This is a genomic window from Achromobacter sp. 10T422, assembly GCF_056394065.1.
In genome coordinates, this window is record NZ_JBFTHD010000004.1 from 412812 (window position 1) to 431812 (window position 19001).

The window sequence follows — 19001 nt, forward strand, 5'->3', positions numbered from 1 at the left end:
CTACCGCACCTGCGCCGCCAGATACTCCCGCAGCGTTTGCACCAACGCCGCCGCGGCGGGCGACAGGCTGCGGTTGCGTGACGTGACCAAGCCGATCGACCGTTCCGCCACCGGCCCGATCAGCGGGCGCTGAACAATGGCGGTTTGCGACACTGCGCCCGCGGCAATCTCAGGTAGCGCCGCCACGCCGAAACCGCATTCAACCATCGCAACAATGGTGGTCAGGTGTTCGGCTTCAAACGCGGGCGTGAAGCGGATGCGGTTTTGCAGGAAGGCCCACTCTGTGTACTGCCGCACGCTGCTGGGCTGCACCATCGACACGTGCGCGGCGGTAGCGGTGTCGGCCCAGCGCAGCGGTCCACGCGTTTTCGCCAGGGCGTGCGACTCGGGGATCAGCAGCAGAAAGCTGTCGGACATCAGCGGCACGTAGTGCAGGTCGGCGTGTTGGGGGTCGGCGGCGGTAAGCGCGAAGTCGACCTCGCCTGCGCGCACCAGATCGAACGCGGGGCCAGACAAGGTGTCGCGCACTTTCAGGGCGACGTTGGGGTGCTCCTGCCGATAGGCCATCAGCACGCGCGGCAGCAGTCGCGCGGCCAGCGACGGCAAGGCGGCGACCGACACCTGGCCCTGCTCGGCGCTGGTGACGCCGCTGACGGCGGCAATGGCGTCGCGGAAGGCCACCTGCAAGGTCGCGGCCTGCTGCATGAAGACCTCGCCCGCCGCCGTCAGCCGCACGGTGCGCGTGGTGCGGTCAAACAGGCGCACGCCCAGCGCCTCTTCAATGCGTTGAATCTGCGTGGACAGCGCCGATTGCGACAAATGCAGCTGCGCGGCCGCTTGGCGGAAGTTGAGCGTGCGGCCGAGCACCAGGGTGGTGTCGATATCGCGCATCGAAAGATTGATCTGCATGGTTTGCCGCCCCGCCCTATTGATCTGATTTGGCGATCATTCTATCCAAAAAATCTGATTCATCAATCAAAGCGGGTTCTCTACACTCGCCCCCAATGATGATCCAGACATAGGAGCAAACCATGCAGACGGACGCAAAAGCGCTGCCCAATCCGGGCGCGGCGCATGCAGTGGTGGTGGGCGGCGGCACGATGGGCGCTGACGTGGCGGTGGTGTTGACCCGCGCGGCCTGCCGTACGACCGTGATCGAATCGAACACCGAGCGCGCGGCGGGCCTGCCCGCCCGCGTGGCCGAAAACTTGAAGACGATAGGCCGCGAAGCCAATGCCTCGCTGCTGGCCACCGCGCCCAGCCTGGACGAGGTGGATTGGTCCACGGTTGACCTCGTCATCGAGTGCATTCCCGAACGGTTGGACATCAAGCAGGCGCTGTTTGCGGATTTGGTGCGCCGCGCGCGGCCGGACGCGATCCTGGCCAGCAATAGTTCCAGCTTTCCGATCAGCGCCATCGGCCAGGGCCTGGAGACGCGCGGCCGCATGTTGGGCCTGCACTTCTTCATGCCGGCGCATCTGGTGCCGCTAGTGGAAGTGGTGCTGGGTGAGGCCAGCGACAACGCGTGCGCAGATTCACTGATCGCCTTCATGCGCCGTTGCGGCAGCGTGCCGGTGAAGGTCAAGCAGGACCTGCCGGGCTTTCTGGCCAACCGCTTGCAGCACGCGCTGTCGCGCGAAGCGTTCGACCTGATCGACCGCGGTATCGCCTCGCCGGAAGACGTGGACGCCGCCGTGCGCTTTGGTTTCGGCTTCCGCTTTCTGGCCGCCGGCCCCGTCATGCAGCGCGACCACGCGGGCATCGACGTGCACGCCGCCGCGGGCGCCACCATGTATCCCACCTTTTGCAACGCGGACCACCCCGCGCGCTGCCTCACCGAGCGCGCCGCTGACGGCCGCTATGGCATGAAGGCGGGCGAAGGCTTCTACACCTGGACGCCCGAGACCATCGCCGCCGAACGCGCGCGCTATGACCGCCTGCTGCGCGCCGGCCTGGACCTGATCAACCCCGAGCTGCCGGAGATTCAACCTTGAACGCCCCCGCCCTGCCGCGCGCCGCGCTGGCCGATTCCCCCGTCATCATCACCGTGGCGCCCAACGGCGCCTACAAGAAGGCCGCCGACCACCCCGCCGTGCCGTTGACGGCCGACGACCTGGCGCGTGAAGCGCGCGCCTGCCTGGACGCGGGCGCCGGCATGATGCACATGCATGTGCGCAAGCCCGACGGCAGCCATCTGCTGGATGCGCAGGCGTACCGCGACGCGCTGGCGGCCGTGGAACGCGCCGTGGGCCGCGAGCTGCTGGTGCAGGTCACAAGCGAAGCCGCGGGCGTCTACAAGGCCGCGGAACAAATCGCGCTGGTGCGTGAACTGCAACCCGAAGCCGTGTCGATCGGCCTGCGTGAAATTGCCGTGCCGGATATTCCCGAAGCGGAACTGGCGGCGTTCCTGGCCTGGATTGCCGAGCGCCGCATCATGACGCAGATCATTTTGTATGACGAAGGCGATGTGCGGCGCTGGCTGTCGCTGCGCGCGCGCGGGCTGGTGCCGCCCGGCGCGTGGTCAGTGCTGTTCGTGCTTGGCCGGTACAGCGTGGGCCAGACCTCATCCGCGTATGACTTGCTGCCCTTTCTGGCTGCCTACGATCATTCGCTGCCGTGGGCGATCTGCGCTTTCGGGCCCGAGGAAAACGCCTGCGTCACGACGGCGGCGGCGTTCGGGGGCCACATGCGCGTGGGCTTCGAAAATAATCTGAAGCTGCGCGACGGCGGCATTGCTCCGGGCAATGCCGACCTGGTGCGCCAAGCCGCCGAAGGCGCCCGCGCGCTGGGCCGGCCCTTGGCCACGGCAGAAGATGCGCGCCGCATCTACGGCGCAATCGGCTGATCCAGCGAAGCGCTCGCCCTTCCAGTAGGAAGCCCTCACCCTTCCTACTGGAAGCCGTCACCCTTCTTCTGATTAGCAACGCGAATCAGTACGGCTGCCTGACGCTTGCCCCGGACACCCGTCCGGGCAAGCGTCAGGCACCTGCCTATACAGCGCCAATTCATGATTGTTTCGCCGTGATGCAACATTGACGGCATGTAAAAGCACTGCTAAAAACTTCGACATCCGCACGTTCAATGCAATACCCCAACTATCAAAGTGAGGTGGTGTGTGCAAAACGAGTCTGATGGCTATACCAAGCCGCAGGAGCTGCGAAGCTTTCTGTTCCTGACGGCAGTCATGGCCCCCGTCCTTACGGTCATCATCGTGGCGGGATACGGTTTCATCGTCTGGTTCTACCAGCTGCTTGCCGGCCCTCCGGGCAGCTGAACAGACGCGACGGAACCCTCCATGTCCGCGCTTCCCCCCCTTGCGCCCGCTGCGGCGCCCGAGCTGCACATCGCGAGCCTGGTGGTGCACGCCCTGCCCCAACGACTGCCCGAGGTCCGCGCCGCGATATTGGCGATTGCGGGATCGGAAATCCATGGCGCGTCCGACACCGGCAAGCTGGTCGTCACGCTGGAAGCGCCCTCCACCGACGACATGATGGCGCGGATCTCCGAGATCCAGCGCCTGGATGGCGTGCTGGCTTCGGCGCTGGTCTACCAGCACGCCGACACGCTCGCCGCGATGAACGAGGAGATTGGCGATGTCCATGGCTCGTAGAGACTTCATCAAGCAATCCGCAGCGGCTGCCGCCGCCACCGTGGCCGGCATTCCCATCGTGGGCTACACGCAGAACATCGTGACCGAATCCGAGGCCGCCAAACTGAAATGGTCGAAGGCGCCCTGTCGATTCTGCGGGACCGGCTGCGGCGTGAACGTCGCGGTGAAAGACAACCAGGTCGTGGCCACGCATGGCGATTTCAACGCCGAGGTCAACAAGGGCCTGAACTGCGTCAAGGGCTATTTCCTGTCGAAGATCATGTACGGCAACGACCGGTTGACGACCCCGTTGTTGCGGATGAAAGACGGCAAGTACGCCAAGGACGGCGAGTTCGCGCCGGTGTCCTGGGACCAGGCCTTTGACGTGATGGCCGAACAGTTCAAGCGGGTGTTGAAGGACAAAGGGCCGACTGCGGTGGGCATGTTCGGTTCAGGGCAATGGACCGTATGGGAAGGCTACGCCGCACTCAAGCTGATGAAGGCGGGCTTCCGGTCAAACAACCTGGACCCGAACGCGCGGCACTGTATGGCGTCGGCCGCCGTGGGCTTCATGCGCACCTTCGGCGCCGACGAACCCATGGGCTGTTATGACGACATCGAGAACGCCGACGCCTTCGTGCTGTGGGGTTCGAACATGGCCGAGATGCACCCCATTCTGTGGACGCGCGTCACCGACCGGCGTTTGTCTGCGCCCAAGACCAAGGTGGCGGTGCTGTCCACCTTCGAGCACCGCTCGTACGAACTGGCCGACCTGACGCTGACGTTCACGCCGCAAACGGACCTKGCCATTCTGAACTACATCGCCAACTACATCATCCAGACCAAGCGCGTGAACCGCGACTTCGTGGACAAGCACACGGTGTTTCACGAAGGCAATACCGACATCGGCTATGGCTTGCGGCCCGACCACCCCTTGCAAAAGGCCGCCAAGAACGCCGACAAGGCCGGCGGCTCCAAGCCCATCACCTATGACGACTTTGCGAAGTTCGTCTCAAAGTACGACCTGGAATACACGTCCAAACTGACCGGCGTGCCGCAAAAGCAATTGCAGGATCTGGCTGAGCTTTACGCCGACCCGAAAATCCGCGTGACGTCATTCTGGACAATGGGTTTCAACCAGCACACGCGCGGAGTGTGGGCCAACAACATGGTCTACAACATCCACCTGCTGACGGGCAAAATCTCCACGCCGGGCAACAGCCCGTTCTCGTTGACGGGGCAGCCTTCGGCCTGTGGCACCGCGCGCGAAGTGGGCACGTTCTCGCATCGCCTGCCCGCCGACCTGGTGGTCACCAACCCCAAGCACCGCGCGCATGCCGAAGCATTGTGGCAACTGCCCGACGGCACCATCCCCGACAAGGTGGGCGCGCACGCCGTGCTGCAAAACCGCATGCTGAAAGACGGGCAGATCAACGCCTACTGGGTGATGGTCAACAACAATATGCAGGCCGCCGCCAACCTGATGAATGAAGGTTTGCCCGGCTACCGCAACCCCGACAACTTCATCGTTGTGTCGGACGCCTACCCCACCGTCACCACCATTTCCGCCGACCTGATCCTGCCCGCCGCGATGTGGGTGGAAAAGGAAGGCGCCTATGGCAACGCAGAACGGCGCACGCAGTTCTGGCATCAGCTGGTGAATGCGCCGGGCGATGCGCGCTCTGATTTGTGGCAGCTGATGGAGTTTTCCAAGCGCTTCAAGGTGGAAGAAGTGTGGCCGGCGGACTTGTTGGCGAAAAAGCCCGAGTACCGCGGCAAGACGCTGTTCGACGTGCTGTTCGCCAATGGCAAGGTCAACAAATTCCCCAACAGCGAATTGAACGCCGACTACGAAAACCAGGAAGCGAAGGCGTTCGGTTTCTATGCGCAGAAAGGGCTGTTCGAGGAGTACGCGGAATTCGGCCGCGGCCACGGCCACGACCTGGCGCCGTTTGACACCTACCACGAAGCGCGCGGCCTGCGCTGGCCGGTCGTCAATGGCAAGGAAACGCTGTGGCGCTACCGCGAAGGCAGCGACCCTTACGTCAAAGCCGGCGCGGGCTTCGAGTTCTACGGCAACCCGGACGGCCGCGCCGTCATCTACGCCCTGCCCTACGAGCCGCCCCCGGAATCGCCAGACCAGGAATATCCGTTCTGGCTGTCCACCGGCCGCGTGCTGGAGCACTGGCATTCGGGTTCGATGACGCGGCGCGTGCCTGAGCTGTATCGCGCCTTTCCCAACGCGGTCTGTTTCATGCACCCCGACGATGCGCAGGCGATGGGCCTGCGCCGCGGCGTGGAAGTCGAGATCGTGTCGCGGCGCGGCAAGATGCGCACGCGGCTTGAGACGCGCGGGCGCAACAAGCCGCCGCGCGGCCTTGTCTTCGTGCCCTGGTTTGACGCCGGCCAGCTGATCAACAAGGTCACGCTGGACGCCACCGACCCGATCTCGTTCCAGACCGACTTCAAGAAGTGCGCGGTCAAGATCGTCAAGGTCTGAAGGCGCCCGGGAGACAGCCATGAACGTACGCGCTACCGCCATCGCCATCGTGATCGCCATCGGCTCGGCCCTGAGTTCGGCCGCCTGGGCCGCCCCGCCGCTTGAGGTCGAAGACCCCATGCGCGGCCCTACGCCAATTGCCGAGGAAACCAATCCGCCGCTGATCAGCCCGATTGAAAACAAGGACATCAAGCGGATGCGGACGTATTCGATGCAGCCACCCACCATTCCGCACAAGATCGACGGCTATCAGATCGACAAGAACTACAACCGCTGCCTGGCCTGCCATGCCCGCGTGAACACCGAGGAAACGCAGGCGCCACCCTTAAGCGTGACGCACTACATGGACCGCGACAGCAATGTGCTGGCCGAGGTGTCGCCGCGCCGCTATTTCTGTGTGCAATGCCACGTGCCGCAGGCCGAGGCCAAACCGCTGGTGTCGAACACGTATGAAGACATCGACGTGATCCTCAAGCGCCTGACCGCCCCGGCGTCCCAGAAGAAGTAAGGAAGAGGACGCCGCCATGTTCAAGCTTCTGAAGCGCTACTGGAACATCATCCGCCGCCCCAGCGTGCATTTCAGCCTGGGCTTTCTGACGATCGGCGGCTTTATTGGCGGCATCCTGTTCTGGGGCGCCTTCAACACCGCAATGGAACTGACCAACACCGAAAAATTCTGCACCGGCTGCCACGAAATGCGCGACAACGTGTACGCCGAATTGAAGGGCACCATCCACTTCACCAACCGGTCAGGCGTGCGCGCGCTGTGTTCCGACTGCCACGTGCCGCACAACTGGACGGACAAGATCGCGCGCAAGATGCAGGCGTCCAAGGAAGTGTGGGGCAAGATCTTCGGCACCATCGACACACGGGAAAAGTTTGTGGACAAGCGGCTGGAACTGGCGCAGCACGAATGGGCGCGCTTCAAGGCCAACGATTCGCTGGAATGCCGCAACTGCCATAACTACGAATACATGGACTTCACGCGCCAGAGCGTGCGTGCGCAGAACATGCACAGCACGTATCTGGCGGACAAGTCCAAGACCTGCATCGATTGCCACAAGGGCATTGCCCACACGCTGCCGCACATTCCACCGGGCCAGACTTCCGATGCAACACCGCCCGGCGCGCCCAAAGAGGTTGCGAATGCGGCCCGCTGACGCCCCGCCGCCGATGCTGGCGGCTTGCGCGCTACGCAGCCCGCGCGGGGGACTGAACGGCGGACAGGTTGGCGGCCCCCATGGCGAACGCAGTGGCCCACTCCATGGCGAACCCGATGGCTTACGCGCGGTCAGCTTTGATCTGCACGCCGGCCAGCTGCTGCATGTGCAAGGCGCCAACGGCAGCGGCAAGACGAGCTTGCTGCGCATGCTGGCGGGGCTGCTGCGCCCGCTGTCCGGCGACTTGTATGCACAAGGCAGCAACTTCCGGCAAGACCCATCCGCCTACTTCGCCCGCGTGGCGTTTCTGGGCCACGCCAATGGGCTGACCGGCGAGTTGAGCGCATTGGAGAACATGCGGTATAGCCTGCACGTGGCAGGCACGCCGCAAGACGATAACGCCATCGCAAGCGCCTTGCGCACCTGGCGCCTGGATGCCTGTCTGCACACCCCTGCCGCGCGCCTGTCGCAAGGCCAGGGCCGCCGGCTGGCGCTGGCCGCCGTGGTGCTGGGCGGCAAGCCGTTATGGCTGCTGGACGAACCCGATGCGGGGCTGGACGCGGCCAGCCTGGATCAGTTGTGGACGGCCCTGGATGCGCACCTGGACGCCGGCGGCGCAGCGGTGGTGGCGTCGCATCGCAAGCCGAATGCGGTGGCCGCGGCCGCAACCCGCACGCAAACCCTCAACCTGGATGACTACGCGGATGCTGGCTACGCTGTCTCAGTTGGCGCTGCGTGATATCCGGCTCGCCTGGCGCCGGCCCGCCGATACGTTGGGCGCCACGCTGTTCTTCATCGTTGCGGGCTCGTTGTTCCCGCTGGCAATAGGCCCGGACCCCGCGTTGCTGCTGGCCATCGGGCCAGGCGTGCTGTGGGTCTGCGCGCTGCTGGGCATCCTGCTGAGCCTGCATCGTCCGTTTTCCCAAGACCATGACAGCGGCGCGCTGGAACAGTTGCTGGTGTCACCGCATCCGCTGCCCTTGCTGGTGGGCGTGAAGCTGGCCGCGCACTGGTTCAGCGTGTGCTTGCCGCTGATACTCGCCAGCCCCGTGCTGGCCTTGCAATTCGGCTTGCCGCCCGAGGCGATTGGCGTGCTTGCGCTATCGCTGCTGCTGGGTACCCCCACGCTGGCGCTGGTGGGCGGGCTGGGCGCGGCGCTGACGCTGGGTTTGCGCGGCGGCGCGCTCTTGCCCTTGCTGGTGCTGCCGCTGTATGTGCCCGTGCTGATCTTTGGCGCGGGCGCGGTGTCGGCCACGCACGCGGGCTTGGGCGCCGGGCCGCAATTGTCGCTGCTGKGCGCCTGCCTGTGCCTGGCCATTCTGTTGTGCCCCTGGAGCGCGTCCGCCGCGCTGCGCGTGGCGCTGGACTAAGAGGCCCCATGCAGAAGCTTCCCGCCTTCCATTCGCCTCAGCCCTCGCCGGGGTCCATGTCACCGTCGCTGCCGGGCTCAGCGCACGCCGCCGCGTCTGGCTCGGGCTGGATGCGTTACGCATCGCCGGCGGTGTTTTACCCGCTGGCCGGGCGGCTGATTCCGCTGCTGGCGCTGGCCGCCGCGTTATTCGCCGCCGCGGGCCTGGTGGTGGGGCTGGCGGTTGCGCCTACCGACAGCCAGCAGGGCGAGGTCTACCGCATTCTTTTCATCCATGTGGCGGCGGCGTGGATGTCGATGTTTCTGTATCTGGTGATGGCCGGGTATGCCGCGCTGGGCCTGATTTACAACACGCGGCTGTCGTTCATGATGATGCGCGCGCTGGCGCCCACGGGTGCGCTGTTCACCTTCCTGACCTTGTGGACGGGCGCGTTGTGGGGCAAGCCCACGTGGGGCGCGTGGTGGGTGTGGGATGCGCGCCTGACGTCGGAATTGATTCTGCTGTTCTTATATCTGGGCTTCATGGCCTTGCAGGCCGCCACCGACGACATCCGGCGCGCCGATCGCGGCGGCGCCATTCTGCTGCTGGCCGGCGTGGTGAATGTGCCCATCATCTATTTCTCGGTGCGCTGGTGGAGCACGCTGCATCAAGGCGCGTCCATCAATCTGACGGCCGCGCCCAGCATGGCGCGCATCATGGTCACCGCCATGCTGCTGATGGTGGCGGCGTTCTGGCTGTACAGCGCGGCCGTGGCGCTGGCGCGCGTGCGCGGCATCATCGCGGAGCGTGAGCCGGGCGTGCTGCACGCCAACGCCAAGGAGGCCCGATGACTTGGGATGCGATCTTTACCCTTCAGGGGCATGGTCCGTACATTCTGGGCGCGTATGGCGTGACGGCGGTGCTGATGGGCGTGGAAGTCATGCTGCTGTGGCGCCGCGCACGCGTTCGCCGCGATAGGCGCGCGGGTGCGGATCGCCCCGATGAGGACCGCCCATGACCCCGCGCAAGCGTCGCGCCTTGGCCATCGCGGGCGGGCTCGGCCTGCTGGCGCTGGCCACCGCGCTGGTGCTCAACGCATTGCAATCCAATCTGGTGTTCTTCTTCAGCCCGTCTCAAGTGGCGGCCAAGAAAGCGCCGCGCACCGGCAGTTTCCGCGTGGGCGGGCTGGTGGAGCCAGGCTCGGTCCGCCGCGAGGCCGACGGCCTGACCTTGCGCTTCATCGTGACGGACACCGCGCACACCGTACCCGTCACCTACCAAGGTTTGTTGCCCGACCTGTTCCGCGAGGGCAAGGGCGTCGTCGCCGCCGGCAAGCTGGATGCCGACGGCGTATTCCGCGCCACCGAGGTGTTGGCCAAGCACGATGAAAACTACATGCCGCCCGAAGCCGCCGACGCGTTGAAGCGCGCGGGCAACAAAGGTCCCGCCAACGCCACGGCCACGGCCAACAGCGCCATGCGGGCGGAGGCGCGATGATTCCCGAGATCGGCCTTTTCAGCCTGATCCTGGCGCTGCTGGTGGCGCTGGCGCAAACGACGCTGCCGCTGATTGGCGCGGCCACTGGCTGGCAAGCGGGGCTGCGCGTGGCCCGGCCCGCCGCTGTCGGCCAATTCGCGCTGACGACGCTGGCCTTTGGCTGCCTGGCCTGGTCGTTCGTGCATAACGATTTTTCGGTGCTGTACGTGGCGGGCAATTCGCATGCCGACCTGCCCGCCGCCTACCGTTTCGCCGCTGTGTGGGGCGGGCATGAGGGCTCGCTGCTGCTATGGCTGTACTTGCTTACCGCCTGGACCTTGGCCGTGGCCGTCTTCAGCCGCCGCCTGCCGCTGCCCTTTGCCGCCCGCGTGCTGGCGGTGATGGGCGGGATCAGCGTGGGCTTTCTGCTGTTTCTGCTGTTTCTGTCCAACCCGTTTGAACGGCTGATGCCCCCCGCCATGGCCGGCCGCGACCTGAACCCGTTGCTGCAAGACCCCGGCATGATCGTGCATCCGCCCATGCTGTACATGGGGTATGTGGGATTTTCGGTGGCCTTCGCCTTCGCCATCGCCGCGCTGCTGTCGGGCGAGCTGGACGCACTGTGGGCACGCTGGGTGCGGCCCTGGACGCTGGCGGCGTGGACATTTCTGACCGTCGGCATTTTGCTGGGCAGCGCGTGGGCGTACTACGTGCTGGGCTGGGGCGGCTGGTGGTTCTGGGACCCGGTGGAGAACGCGTCGTTCATGCCCTGGCTGGCAGGCACCGCGCTGATTCATTCGCTGATCGTCACCGAGCGGCGCGGCGCGTTTCGCAGTTGGACGGTGTTGCTGGCGATCTGCACGTTTTCGCTCAGCATCCTGGGCACGTTCCTGGTGCGCTCGGGCGTGCTGACGTCTGTCCACGCGTTCGCCGTAGACCCGGGGCGCGGCCTGTACATCCTGGCCTTCATGACGGTGATCGTCGGCGGGTCGTTGATGCTGTATGCCTGGCGCGCGCCCACGGTCGGACTGGGCGGCGGCTTTGCGTTGCTGTCGCGTGAATCGCTGTTGCTGTCGAACAACGTGGTGTTGACGGTAGCGGCCGGCTCCGTGCTGCTGGGCACGCTGTATCCCGTGGTGCTGGACGTATTGGACTGGGGCAAGATCTCGATCGGGCCACCCTACTTCGAAGCCGTGTTCGTGCCGTTGATGACGCCCGCCATTTTTCTGATGGGGGTCGGACCTGTGGCGCGCTGGAAGCAGGCCGAGGTGCCAGAACTGGCCCGCCGCTTGCGCGCCGCCTTCGCCGTCAGCGTAGCCACCGCCGTGCTGTTGCCGCTGGCCATGCCCGGCCCGCTGCGGCTGGGTTCGCCGATGATCATGCTGGGCCTGTGGCTGGCGGCGTGGGCAGTCGCCAGCGCCGCCGTCCACGCCTGGCAACGTCTGAACGACAAGACCGACGGGCGCGGACAATGGCTGCGCCGCCTGGGCAGGCAGCCGCGCAGCTGGTACGGCATGCTGCTGGCGCATGCGGGCGTGGGCATCTTCATTGCCGGCGTCACGCTGGCCAACGGCTATGAGGTCAAGCACGAGCTACGCCTGGAGCTGGGCGCCACGCAGGAAGCGGGCGGCTACCAATTCACATTCGCCAGCCTCGCGCCAGCAACCGGGCCGAACTACAGTGCGCAGCGCGCGGTGTTTCCCGTCACGCGCAACGGCAAGCCGGTGGTGACGCTGTACCCGGAAAAGCGCTTGTACACGGTGCAGGACATGGCGCTGAGCCAGGCGGATATTGACAGCGGCTTCACGCGCGACCTGTTCGTGGCGCTGGGCGAACCCGTGGGCGACACGGCGTGGACGGTGCGTATTCAGGTCAAACCCTTCATGACATGGATCTGGACGGGCTGCCTGCTGATGGCGCTGGGCGGATTGCTGGCGGCGGGCGACAAGCGCTATCGCCGCACGCAAGAAGCGGGGGTGCGCGATCCGAAAACCTTGCCCCCCGATAGCCGCCCGGTTCACCACGCATCGCGGGAGGGCGTCTGATGCTGCGCTACCTGCTGCCGCTGGGCGTGTTCATGGCGATGGCCATTTTCCTGGCGATGGGCCTGTCGCGTGACCCACGCGCCGTGCCGTCCGCCATGATCGACAAGCCCGCCCCCGCAATCAGCCTGCCGCTGCTGCAAGCGCCGGGCCAACAATTGGATGTGCAATCGCTGCGCGGGCAGGTGTGGCTGCTGAACGTGTGGGCGTCGTGGTGCGCGCCCTGCCGCGAAGAATTGCCCGTGCTGCGCGAAGCCGCCCAGCGCCACGGCGTGCCGTTGTATGGGTTGAACTACAAAGACAAACCGGACGACGCGCTGGCCTGGCTGGCGCGCAATGGCAACCCGTACATCGCGTCGGCGTCCGACACCGATGGCCGCGTCGGGATCGAATACGGCGTCTACGGCGTGCCGGAAACGTTTGTGATCGATGGCGCAGGGCGTATTCGCTACAAGCAGCTGGGGCTGATCACCCCGGAGATCTGGCGCACGCGGATTCAGCCGCTGATCAAGGAGCTGAAATGACGGCGCGCCGGCAAGGGATGACTGCGCTGACGCTGAGGGAGAGGTTGGCGTTGCGGGTGGGCATGAGGCTGGCGTTGGCGTTGACGCTGGCCTTGACCCTGGCGACGGCGTTGAATGCGCTGCCCGCCGCCTTTGCCGCCACGCCTCCGGCTGCCGCCCTGCCCGCCTTATCGCCCGCCGATCAGCAGCGCGCCGACAAACTCGCGCACGGCTTGCGCTGCCTGGTCTGCCAGAACCAGACGCTGGCCGACTCCAACGCGCCGCTGGCGCATGACATGCGCAACCTGATCCATGCGCAGTTGGCCGAAGGCCGTAGCGACGCCCAGATCATGCGTTTCTTCGAAGACCGCTACGGCGACTTCGTGCGCTACGACCCGCCTTTCAAACCCATCACCTGGTTGCTGTGGCTAGGCCCCTTTGCCCTGCTGGCGCTGGGCTTCTGGGTGTTGCTGCGTACGCTCAAACGGCGCGCCGGCGCCCGCGCGCCGCTGACCGCCGACGAACGCGCCCGCGCCGCCCGCTTTCTGGACACTGGCTCATGACCACGCTATGGCTCGTTGTGCTGTTGCTGTTGCTGGCCACGCTGCTGTGTCTGATCCCGCCGCTGGTGCGCCGTCCGCCGACGCGGCCGTCCGCCACGGCAGACGCCAATGTGCGCGCCTTCTATCTGGCTCAGCGCGAACAATTGCAGCGCGACCTGAACAACGGCAGTCTCAGTCCGGCCGCACGTGTGCGGGCGGAAGAGGAGTTGCAGCGTGACCTGTTGCAAGACCTGGCGCTGCGCCAATCGCAAGCGGCGCCGGCCGGTGGGCAGCGCGCCGGCATCGCCGCCGCCTGCCTGTTAAGCGTTCTGATTCCCGTGGCCGCCGTGCTGCTGTACGGCAAGCTGGGCAACCCGCGGGCGGCGGCGGATGTGACCATGACGCGTGCGGCCGAACCGCATGCCGAGGACTCGGGCGACGACATGGCGCTAGCCATCAACGCGTTGGCGCAGCGCCTGCGCGCCACGCCGGATGACGCCGACGGCTGGTACACGCTGGCGCGCTCTTACGAAACGCTGGGCCGCTACACGGATGCGGTGGCGGCGTATCAGCAGGTGCTGCGTCTGGTGCCGGGGCAACCCGCCGTGCTGGCCGATCTGGCCGACGCACTGCTTTCAGCCAATCAGGGCGTGCCAGACGCGAACGCCATCGCGGCCGTGGCGCAAGCGTTGGCGGCACAACCCGACCAGCCCAAAGCCTTGGCGCTGGCGGGCATGATGGCGCTGCGCCGGGGCGACGCGGCCGAAGCGCTGGCGCATTGGGAACGCTTGCAAACGCTGCTGCCCCCGGATTCGGAAGCCGCACGTCAGATTCAATCGAACATCGCGCAAGCTCGGGGGATGGCGGCGACGGGAGTACCGGCTGCGGGCATACCGGCTGCGGGCGTACCGGCTTCGGGCATACCGGCTGCGGGCATACCGGCTGCGGGCAGCCCGGCTGCCGGCGCACCCGCAACACCGGCGCCGCAGGCCAGCACCGCCGCCACCACGCCCCGCCTGAGCGGCCACGCACGCATCGCCGAATCGCTGCGCAGCAACGTGCAGCCCGGCGATACCGTGTTCATTCTGGCGCGGCCCGTTGAAGGCTCGCGCATGCCTCTGGCTATTCTGCGCATGCGCGTGTCGGACTTGCCGCGCGCCTTCGTACTGGATGACAGCAACGCGATGTCGCCCGACGCCACGCTGTCCCGCGCCAGCAAGGTCCGGGTGGAAATCCGGATCAGCCGGTCTGGCACGGCCGCCGCTCAGCCTGGCGACTTGAGCGGCATGCTGCCTGACGTGGCAGTGCCTGCCGACGGGCTGGAACTGGTGGCCGACACGGTCACGCCGTGATGACGTCCAGCCTCAGGCACTGACGCGAGGCTTTCCGCGTCAGGCTGGGGCATCGGCCCCCCTTCCCTACACCCGCTCGATGCGCGCCGGCAAGCCTTGGCGCACCGCCGCCCCCGACACCCAATCGATCCACACGTTGGCGTGCTCGCCCCGAGTCGTGTCGCCAAAGCCCAAGTCGTTCAGGTTGACGCCCGCCGACAGCGACGCGTCATGCGGCATGGGCTTGCCGTCCACCACGTGCACGCGCGCGCCCAGTTCGGTATGGCCATAGCCGTGCTCGATGCCGACCGCGCCCGGCTGGATGCCGTCGCGCAGCAGCGCCAACCCCGTCACCGCGCCGCCCGGCGTCACGATGCGCACGGCGTCGCCGTTGCGGATGCCCAGGCGTTCACCATCCTGCCGGTTGATCGACACCGGGTTATGCGGATGCACCTGGCGCAAGCGGTTCACGCCGATGGACATCGAGCTCATCAGGTTCGACTTGAACGAGCTAAGCAGGAACGGCCACTGCTGCGCGGGATACTCGGCGCGCACGTCGCGGCCATCGGCCAGCCTTGCGGGATACCACGTGGGGCAGCCGCTATAGCGTTCGCCCGTCATCGCGTGCCGGAAACCGGCCAGTTCTTCGCTCCAGATTTGCAGAGGCTTGGCGTAGGCCAGACGCGTCTGCCGCGATTCTCCGTTTTGCACCCAGGCGTCTTCCATCTTGTCGAAGCGCCCGCCCCGGCTCATCAGCATTGCCACCTGCCGCCATTCGCCGGGCTTGAGCTTTTGCTCCAGCAGGCCGCGATAGCGGTCCACACCAGTCAACGCCATGTCGTCGTCGCTGGCTTCCGGCACGGGGCGGCCCGCCGAAAATGCGATGTTGGCCATGCCGCGCAGGAAGAAGTCTTCCGGCGTGTCCAGCGCGTGCTTGCCGCCGTCTTTATCCGAGATGGCGTTGGCGCCAAAGCCCGGCATGCCCAGGCGCTTGGCGCAGGCGATCAGGAATGTTTCCAGACACACGGGTTCGTTGGTGGCGGTGCGCGCCACGCGGGGTTGCACGGCGGGCCAGCGCACGGTGGACGCTTTGGCGACCACGTCCGCCCACGGCGCCGACACGCCCCAGCTTTCATAGGTGACGGTGTCGGGCACGATGTAGTCGGCCAGCGCGTTGGTCTCGTTGATGAAGGGGTTGATCGACACCGACAGCGGCAAGATGCGCGGGTCTTTCATCTTGTCGGCCAGCACGGTCTTGAAGCCGGCAATGCCGTAGACCGGGTTGCTCATGTGGTTGAACCAGACTTTGGCGCGGTAGGGATACCCGGCCAAGGCGGATGCCAGCATCTCTGAACTCAAGCCGCCGGTTGCCGGATACCAGGGCGCCGACGCTGGGTACACCGGCTGGCCGGCTGCCTTCTTGCGCTTGAATTCGCTGGATTTCTCGTAGGGGAAACGGTTGCGCGACAGGGCCACGCCTTTGGGCGTGGCGCGGTTGGCGAAGCCGGCGATGTTGTAGCGCGGGCCGGGGCCGTAAGGCGGAAACGGGCCGGCGTCCAGCACCAGCCCGCCGTCCACGTTCAAGTTGCCGACCAGCGTGTTGAGCATGGCGATGGCGTAGGCCGTGTAGAAGCCCGCGCCGCTCATGGTGCCTCCATGCGCATCGGCCACGGCGCGTTTGCCGTAGCTGGTGAAGCGTTCCGCCAGCGATGCCATCTTGTCGGCCGGCACGCCGCTTAAGGTGGCGTATTCGTCCAGCGACTTGCGGTGCGATTCTTCGCGCAGCAGGGCCAGCGACGAGCAGACGCGCAGCGGGTCCGCCGACAGCCCGGGTACGGCAATGGCGTCGTCCACGAACAGGGTGGCGGGCGACGCCGTCGTGTGCGGCGCCAGCGTGCCGTCTTCCAGGCGCACAACGTAGACGTCTTCCCACTTGTCATCGGCGTCGGCCGGGCGCGGCCAGCCCATGTCTGCGCCGCGCACGAAACTGCCCAGGCGCGGATGGCCGCGTTCGGCCACGACCAGATGCGTGGCGTTGGTCCAGGTGGCTTCGCCCGCCGCCTTCATGGCGTTGGGGCCGGGCTGCGCCAACGCGCGGGCGTCGAAGCGTTCGTGATCCAGAATCCAGCGGATCAGCCCCATGGCCAGGGCCAGGTCACCGGCGGGGTTCACGGGCAGCCACTCGTTGCCCGACCCTGCCGACAAGCTGGACGACGCGGGCAGCATGGGCGACACGACGACGTAGGTGAAGCTGTCTTCTTCCGGGCGCACGCGGGCTTCCGCCAGTTGGCGGGCTTGCCGCTGGAACGGGTTGCCGGCCTGCGCCGGGGCCGCGCCAATGAACAGGCCAAAGCGTGCGTTGTCCCAATCGGGTTTGCCGTGCGGCATGCCTTTCAAGTCGCCCAACGCCGCGCCCGCGCCGACGCGAAAACTTTGTCCGCAATACGAGCCGTGGTTGCTGAAGTTGACCGTGCCAAACGACTGCGCGGCAAAGCGCTGGATCAGCGGCGTGCGGCCTTCGTTGGAGGCATCGGTAAAGAGGAACTGATTGACGCGTGCGCCGTACTCGGGGTTGTCGGGGTCCAGCGGGGTGTCGCGGTCGTAGATGGCGCGCAGGCCGTCCACATGCCCTTCGCCAAAGAGATCGCCGCCTTCGCAGACTTCCTGCACCAGCTGTTCGAACGAGATGGTTTGCCACTTGCCTTCGCCGCGGGCGCCGACGCGCTTCATCGGTTGCAGCACGCGGAACGGGCTGTTCATTTGTTCCAGCATGGCGGAGCCGCGTGCGCAGGACGTGGCTCGCCCTTCCAGGCCGTTGTCGCCGCCCAGTTGCGCGTAGACGTCGCGCACGGGCGCTTCCATGGCGGCGGGCCGCGTCGTGGCCAGCGGGTGATACGGGTTGCCCGCCACGCGCAGGATGCGGTTTTCTTTGGTGTCGATGCGCAGGCGCACGCCGCATTGCGTCCAGCAGCCCAGACAGCTGGAGGGGCTGACGGTCTGGCCGGGTTGGGCGTTGAGCAGGCCGGTCAGCGGGTCGATGCGGAATTCCGGCGTCAGCGAGTTGCCGCGCACGGCGTGGGCGGTGGGGACGCCGGCGGTGCCGTGGGCCAGGCCTTTGACGGCGCGTGTGACCGTTTCACCGTAGCCGGCCGCAAAGGCGGCCATGCCGCCGGCGACGAGGCCGCCGCGCACCATCAGCTTGCGACGGGCGGCGTCTTGCGGGGAGTTTTCGTGGGGGTCGTCAGCCGTAGGGTCCGGCTTGTCGTGTTCGGGGTGCTTGTTCATTGTGTTGTCTTCCATGTCTTGTTCGGGCGGGCTCATCTGGCTGGCCTTATTCGGCTGGCCTCATTTGGCTGGCCTGATGTGGCGAGCCTGATTTGGCGGGCCTGATTTGGCGGGCCTGATTTAGCGGGCCTGATTTAGCGGCATCATTTAGCGGCCTGATGTGGCGGCCGCGTCAGGCCGCCATGCCACGTGCGCGAGCGGGGAACCGCTCCAAGGCCCAGGTCACCATGGTGACCAGCGCCACGCACAGGCCCAGCACACCGACCATGCCCAGCAGGCCGTCGCTGCCCCATKGCATCTCGTACAAATAGAGTCCGGCGCCGTACTTGGGTACGCCTTGGACGCTCATGAAGACCACCCAGCGGAAGATCCATGCGGCGGCCAGCATCGTGAGCGCAAGCGTGGCGGACGGCAGCGGCGCAGTCAGCGACGATGCGGGCCGTTGCAGCAAGGCGATCATGCAGAAGGCGGTGATGACGGCGCCGGCCAGGCTGATGCGCCAGATGGGGAATTCGGCGAACAGGCGCAGCGCGGCGTCAAACGACGGGTCCAGGCCCAGCATGCCGAGCAGGCTCCAGGCGCCTGCGCCCAGCGTCATCATCACAACCGCAGTCAGGCTCAGGCGGCGCAGCAGGCCCACCGGCACCGCCTTCAGGCCGCCCGGCAGCCAGCGGCCCACCAGGAACATGGCGCCCAATGCGCCGAGCCAGGCGGTCAGCGCGAAGTTGATGGGCAGGAACACGGTGTGCCACAAGGGCCGTGAACGCAGCACCATGACTTCGGCGCCGGTGTAGACCAGGATGGACAAGGCGGACAGGGCCAGGGCAACGGCCAGCAGGCGAGCCCACGCGATTCGGCCCCACCACCAGGCGGCGCAGAACAGCACGGACAGGCCGACGAAGGCGGGCAACAGCAAGGCGCCAAGCCACATCCATGACCAGGGCGTGAGGTGCGCGTAGAAGTGCCAGAATCTTCCGGGTTGATGTAAGTCGGCAAGTAGCGATACAGGCGCTGCGATGGCGGTGACGAGCAGTACGGCCGCGGCGGCGGGCAGCAGTTGGCGCGCGGGCGAGCCGGCGTGGCCGAATGCGGCGAAGGCGGCGGTCAGTGCGGTGGTGGCGGCGATGCCGATAAGAAAGAAATACTGCACGGCCCAAGGCAGCCAGGCGGCGTCATAGACCGGCGTGAGCAATTCCGAGATCTGCATGAATGTCCCCTTCAGTG

Annotated in this window: 19 protein-coding genes; 16 read left to right on the top strand and 3 right to left on the bottom strand. The window is 66.3% G+C overall.

Annotated elements, in window-relative coordinates; all coding sequences use genetic code 11:
• Positions 1–909, bottom strand: a complete 909-nt coding sequence (locus AC1DB0_RS12425; protein ID WP_391568855.1) for a LysR family transcriptional regulator — start codon at positions 907–909, stop codon at positions 1–3.
• Positions 910–1031: 122 nt separating this feature from the next.
• On the opposite strand from AC1DB0_RS12425, the gene AC1DB0_RS12430 reads away from it, so the two are divergent.
• From AC1DB0_RS12430 to ccmI, 16 genes are all read left to right on the top strand, one after another.
• Complete coding sequence (locus AC1DB0_RS12430) at positions 1032–1994, top strand: 3-hydroxyacyl-CoA dehydrogenase family protein (protein WP_054426271.1); 963 nt, start codon at positions 1032–1034, stop codon at positions 1992–1994.
• Positions 1991–2845, top strand: a complete 855-nt coding sequence (locus AC1DB0_RS12435) for a beta-keto acid cleavage family enzyme (RefSeq protein ID WP_054426273.1) — start codon at positions 1991–1993, stop codon at positions 2843–2845. The genes AC1DB0_RS12430 and AC1DB0_RS12435 overlap by 4 nt, the downstream gene beginning before the upstream one ends.
• 270 nt (positions 2846–3115) lie before the next feature.
• Positions 3116–3274, top strand: a complete 159-nt coding sequence (gene napE, locus AC1DB0_RS12440) for a periplasmic nitrate reductase, NapE protein (protein ID WP_054426275.1) — start codon at positions 3116–3118, stop codon at positions 3272–3274.
• Positions 3275–3295: 21 nt separating this feature from the next.
• Entirely contained in the window at positions 3296–3610 is a 315-nt protein-coding gene (locus AC1DB0_RS12445) for a chaperone NapD (RefSeq protein ID WP_054426277.1), read from the top strand.
• A complete protein-coding gene (napA, locus tag AC1DB0_RS12450) occupies positions 3594–6089 on the top strand; it encodes a periplasmic nitrate reductase subunit alpha (protein WP_054426279.1) in 2496 nt (831 codons plus the stop codon). The genes AC1DB0_RS12445 and napA overlap by 17 nt, the downstream gene beginning before the upstream one ends.
• 19 nt (positions 6090–6108) lie before the next feature.
• On the top strand, positions 6109–6597 hold the full coding sequence (locus AC1DB0_RS12455; RefSeq protein WP_054426281.1) for a nitrate reductase cytochrome c-type subunit: 489 nt from the start codon (positions 6109–6111) through the stop codon (positions 6595–6597).
• Positions 6598–6613: 16 nt separating this feature from the next.
• Positions 6614–7249 (top strand): cytochrome c3 family protein, encoded by a 636-nt coding sequence (locus tag AC1DB0_RS12460; RefSeq protein ID WP_054426283.1) that lies wholly within the window; start codon positions 6614–6616, stop codon positions 7247–7249.
• On the top strand, positions 7236–7988 hold the full coding sequence (gene ccmA / locus AC1DB0_RS12465) for a heme ABC exporter ATP-binding protein CcmA (RefSeq protein WP_175169925.1): 753 nt from the start codon (positions 7236–7238) through the stop codon (positions 7986–7988). The genes AC1DB0_RS12460 and ccmA overlap by 14 nt, the downstream gene beginning before the upstream one ends.
• Positions 7954–8619 (top strand): heme exporter protein CcmB, encoded by a 666-nt coding sequence (gene ccmB / locus AC1DB0_RS12470; protein WP_476758675.1) that lies wholly within the window; start codon positions 7954–7956, stop codon positions 8617–8619. Before ccmA ends, ccmB begins: the two co-directional genes overlap by 35 nt.
• A 56-nt stretch (positions 8620–8675) precedes the next feature.
• Positions 8676–9449: a heme ABC transporter permease CcmC gene (ccmC, locus tag AC1DB0_RS12475; protein ID WP_054426390.1), complete on the top strand. Its 774-nt coding sequence runs from the start codon at positions 8676–8678 to the stop codon at positions 9447–9449.
• Positions 9446–9616 carry a heme exporter protein CcmD gene (gene ccmD, locus AC1DB0_RS12480; RefSeq protein ID WP_427947398.1) on the top strand — a complete coding sequence of 57 codons (171 nt, stop codon included), beginning with the start codon at positions 9446–9448 and terminating at the stop codon, positions 9614–9616. Before ccmC ends, ccmD begins: the two co-directional genes overlap by 4 nt.
• Positions 9613–10095: a cytochrome c maturation protein CcmE gene (gene ccmE, locus AC1DB0_RS12485; RefSeq protein ID WP_427947396.1), complete on the top strand. Its 483-nt coding sequence runs from the start codon at positions 9613–9615 to the stop codon at positions 10093–10095. Before ccmD ends, ccmE begins: the two co-directional genes overlap by 4 nt.
• Entirely contained in the window at positions 10092–12119 is a 2028-nt protein-coding gene (locus tag AC1DB0_RS12490) for a heme lyase CcmF/NrfE family subunit (RefSeq protein WP_342067334.1), read from the top strand. Before ccmE ends, AC1DB0_RS12490 begins: the two co-directional genes overlap by 4 nt.
• Complete coding sequence (locus tag AC1DB0_RS12495) at positions 12119–12640, top strand: DsbE family thiol:disulfide interchange protein (RefSeq protein ID WP_054426293.1); 522 nt, start codon at positions 12119–12121, stop codon at positions 12638–12640. Before AC1DB0_RS12490 ends, AC1DB0_RS12495 begins: the two co-directional genes overlap by 1 nt.
• Positions 12641–12702: 62 nt before the next feature.
• Positions 12703–13182, top strand: coding sequence for a cytochrome c-type biogenesis protein (locus AC1DB0_RS12500; RefSeq protein ID WP_175170022.1), 480 nt, complete (start codon positions 12703–12705; stop codon positions 13180–13182).
• On the top strand, positions 13179–14513 hold the full coding sequence (gene ccmI / locus AC1DB0_RS12505; RefSeq protein ID WP_476756972.1) for a c-type cytochrome biogenesis protein CcmI: 1335 nt from the start codon (positions 13179–13181) through the stop codon (positions 14511–14513). Before AC1DB0_RS12500 ends, ccmI begins: the two co-directional genes overlap by 4 nt.
• Before the next feature lie 66 nt (positions 14514–14579).
• On the opposite strand, the gene AC1DB0_RS12510 is transcribed toward ccmI, so the two are convergent.
• Positions 14580–17777 carry a molybdopterin dinucleotide binding domain-containing protein gene (locus tag AC1DB0_RS12510; protein WP_476757091.1) on the bottom strand — a complete coding sequence of 1066 codons (3198 nt, stop codon included), beginning with the start codon at positions 17775–17777 and terminating at the stop codon, positions 14580–14582.
• A gap of 172 nt (positions 17778–17949) precedes the next feature.
• Entirely contained in the window at positions 17950–18984 is a 1035-nt protein-coding gene (nrfD, locus tag AC1DB0_RS12515; protein ID WP_476758676.1) for an NrfD/PsrC family molybdoenzyme membrane anchor subunit, read from the bottom strand.
• Positions 18985–19001: the final 17 nt, after the last annotated feature.

Bases quoted from the DNA above. Each gene is read 5' to 3' on its own strand.
- AC1DB0_RS12425 (WP_391568855.1), bottom strand. From the start codon at position 909: ATGCAGATCAATCTTTCGATGCGCGATATCGACACCACCCTGGTGCTC.
- AC1DB0_RS12430 (WP_054426271.1), top strand. From the start codon at position 1,032: ATGCAGACGGACGCAAAAGCGCTGCCCAATCCGGGCGCGGCGCATGCA.
- AC1DB0_RS12445 (WP_054426277.1), top strand. From the start codon at position 3,296: ATGTCCGCGCTTCCCCCCCTTGCGCCCGCTGCGGCGCCCGAGCTGCAC.
- AC1DB0_RS12455 (WP_054426281.1), top strand. From the start codon at position 6,109: ATGAACGTACGCGCTACCGCCATCGCCATCGTGATCGCCATCGGCTCG.
- AC1DB0_RS12460 (WP_054426283.1), top strand. From the start codon at position 6,614: ATGTTCAAGCTTCTGAAGCGCTACTGGAACATCATCCGCCGCCCCAGC.
- ccmA (WP_175169925.1), top strand. From the start codon at position 7,236: ATGCGGCCCGCTGACGCCCCGCCGCCGATGCTGGCGGCTTGCGCGCTA.
- ccmC (WP_054426390.1), top strand. From the start codon at position 8,676: ATGTCACCGTCGCTGCCGGGCTCAGCGCACGCCGCCGCGTCTGGCTCG.
- ccmD (WP_427947398.1), top strand. From the start codon at position 9,446: ATGACTTGGGATGCGATCTTTACCCTTCAGGGGCATGGTCCGTACATT.
- ccmE (WP_427947396.1), top strand. From the start codon at position 9,613: ATGACCCCGCGCAAGCGTCGCGCCTTGGCCATCGCGGGCGGGCTCGGC.
- AC1DB0_RS12490 (WP_342067334.1), top strand. From the start codon at position 10,092: ATGATTCCCGAGATCGGCCTTTTCAGCCTGATCCTGGCGCTGCTGGTG.
- AC1DB0_RS12495 (WP_054426293.1), top strand. From the start codon at position 12,119: ATGCTGCGCTACCTGCTGCCGCTGGGCGTGTTCATGGCGATGGCCATT.
- AC1DB0_RS12500 (WP_175170022.1), top strand. From the start codon at position 12,703: ATGAGGCTGGCGTTGGCGTTGACGCTGGCCTTGACCCTGGCGACGGCG.
- ccmI (WP_476756972.1), top strand. From the start codon at position 13,179: ATGACCACGCTATGGCTCGTTGTGCTGTTGCTGTTGCTGGCCACGCTG.
- AC1DB0_RS12510 (WP_476757091.1), bottom strand. From the start codon at position 17,777: ATGAACAAGCACCCCGAACACGACAAGCCGGACCCTACGGCTGACGAC.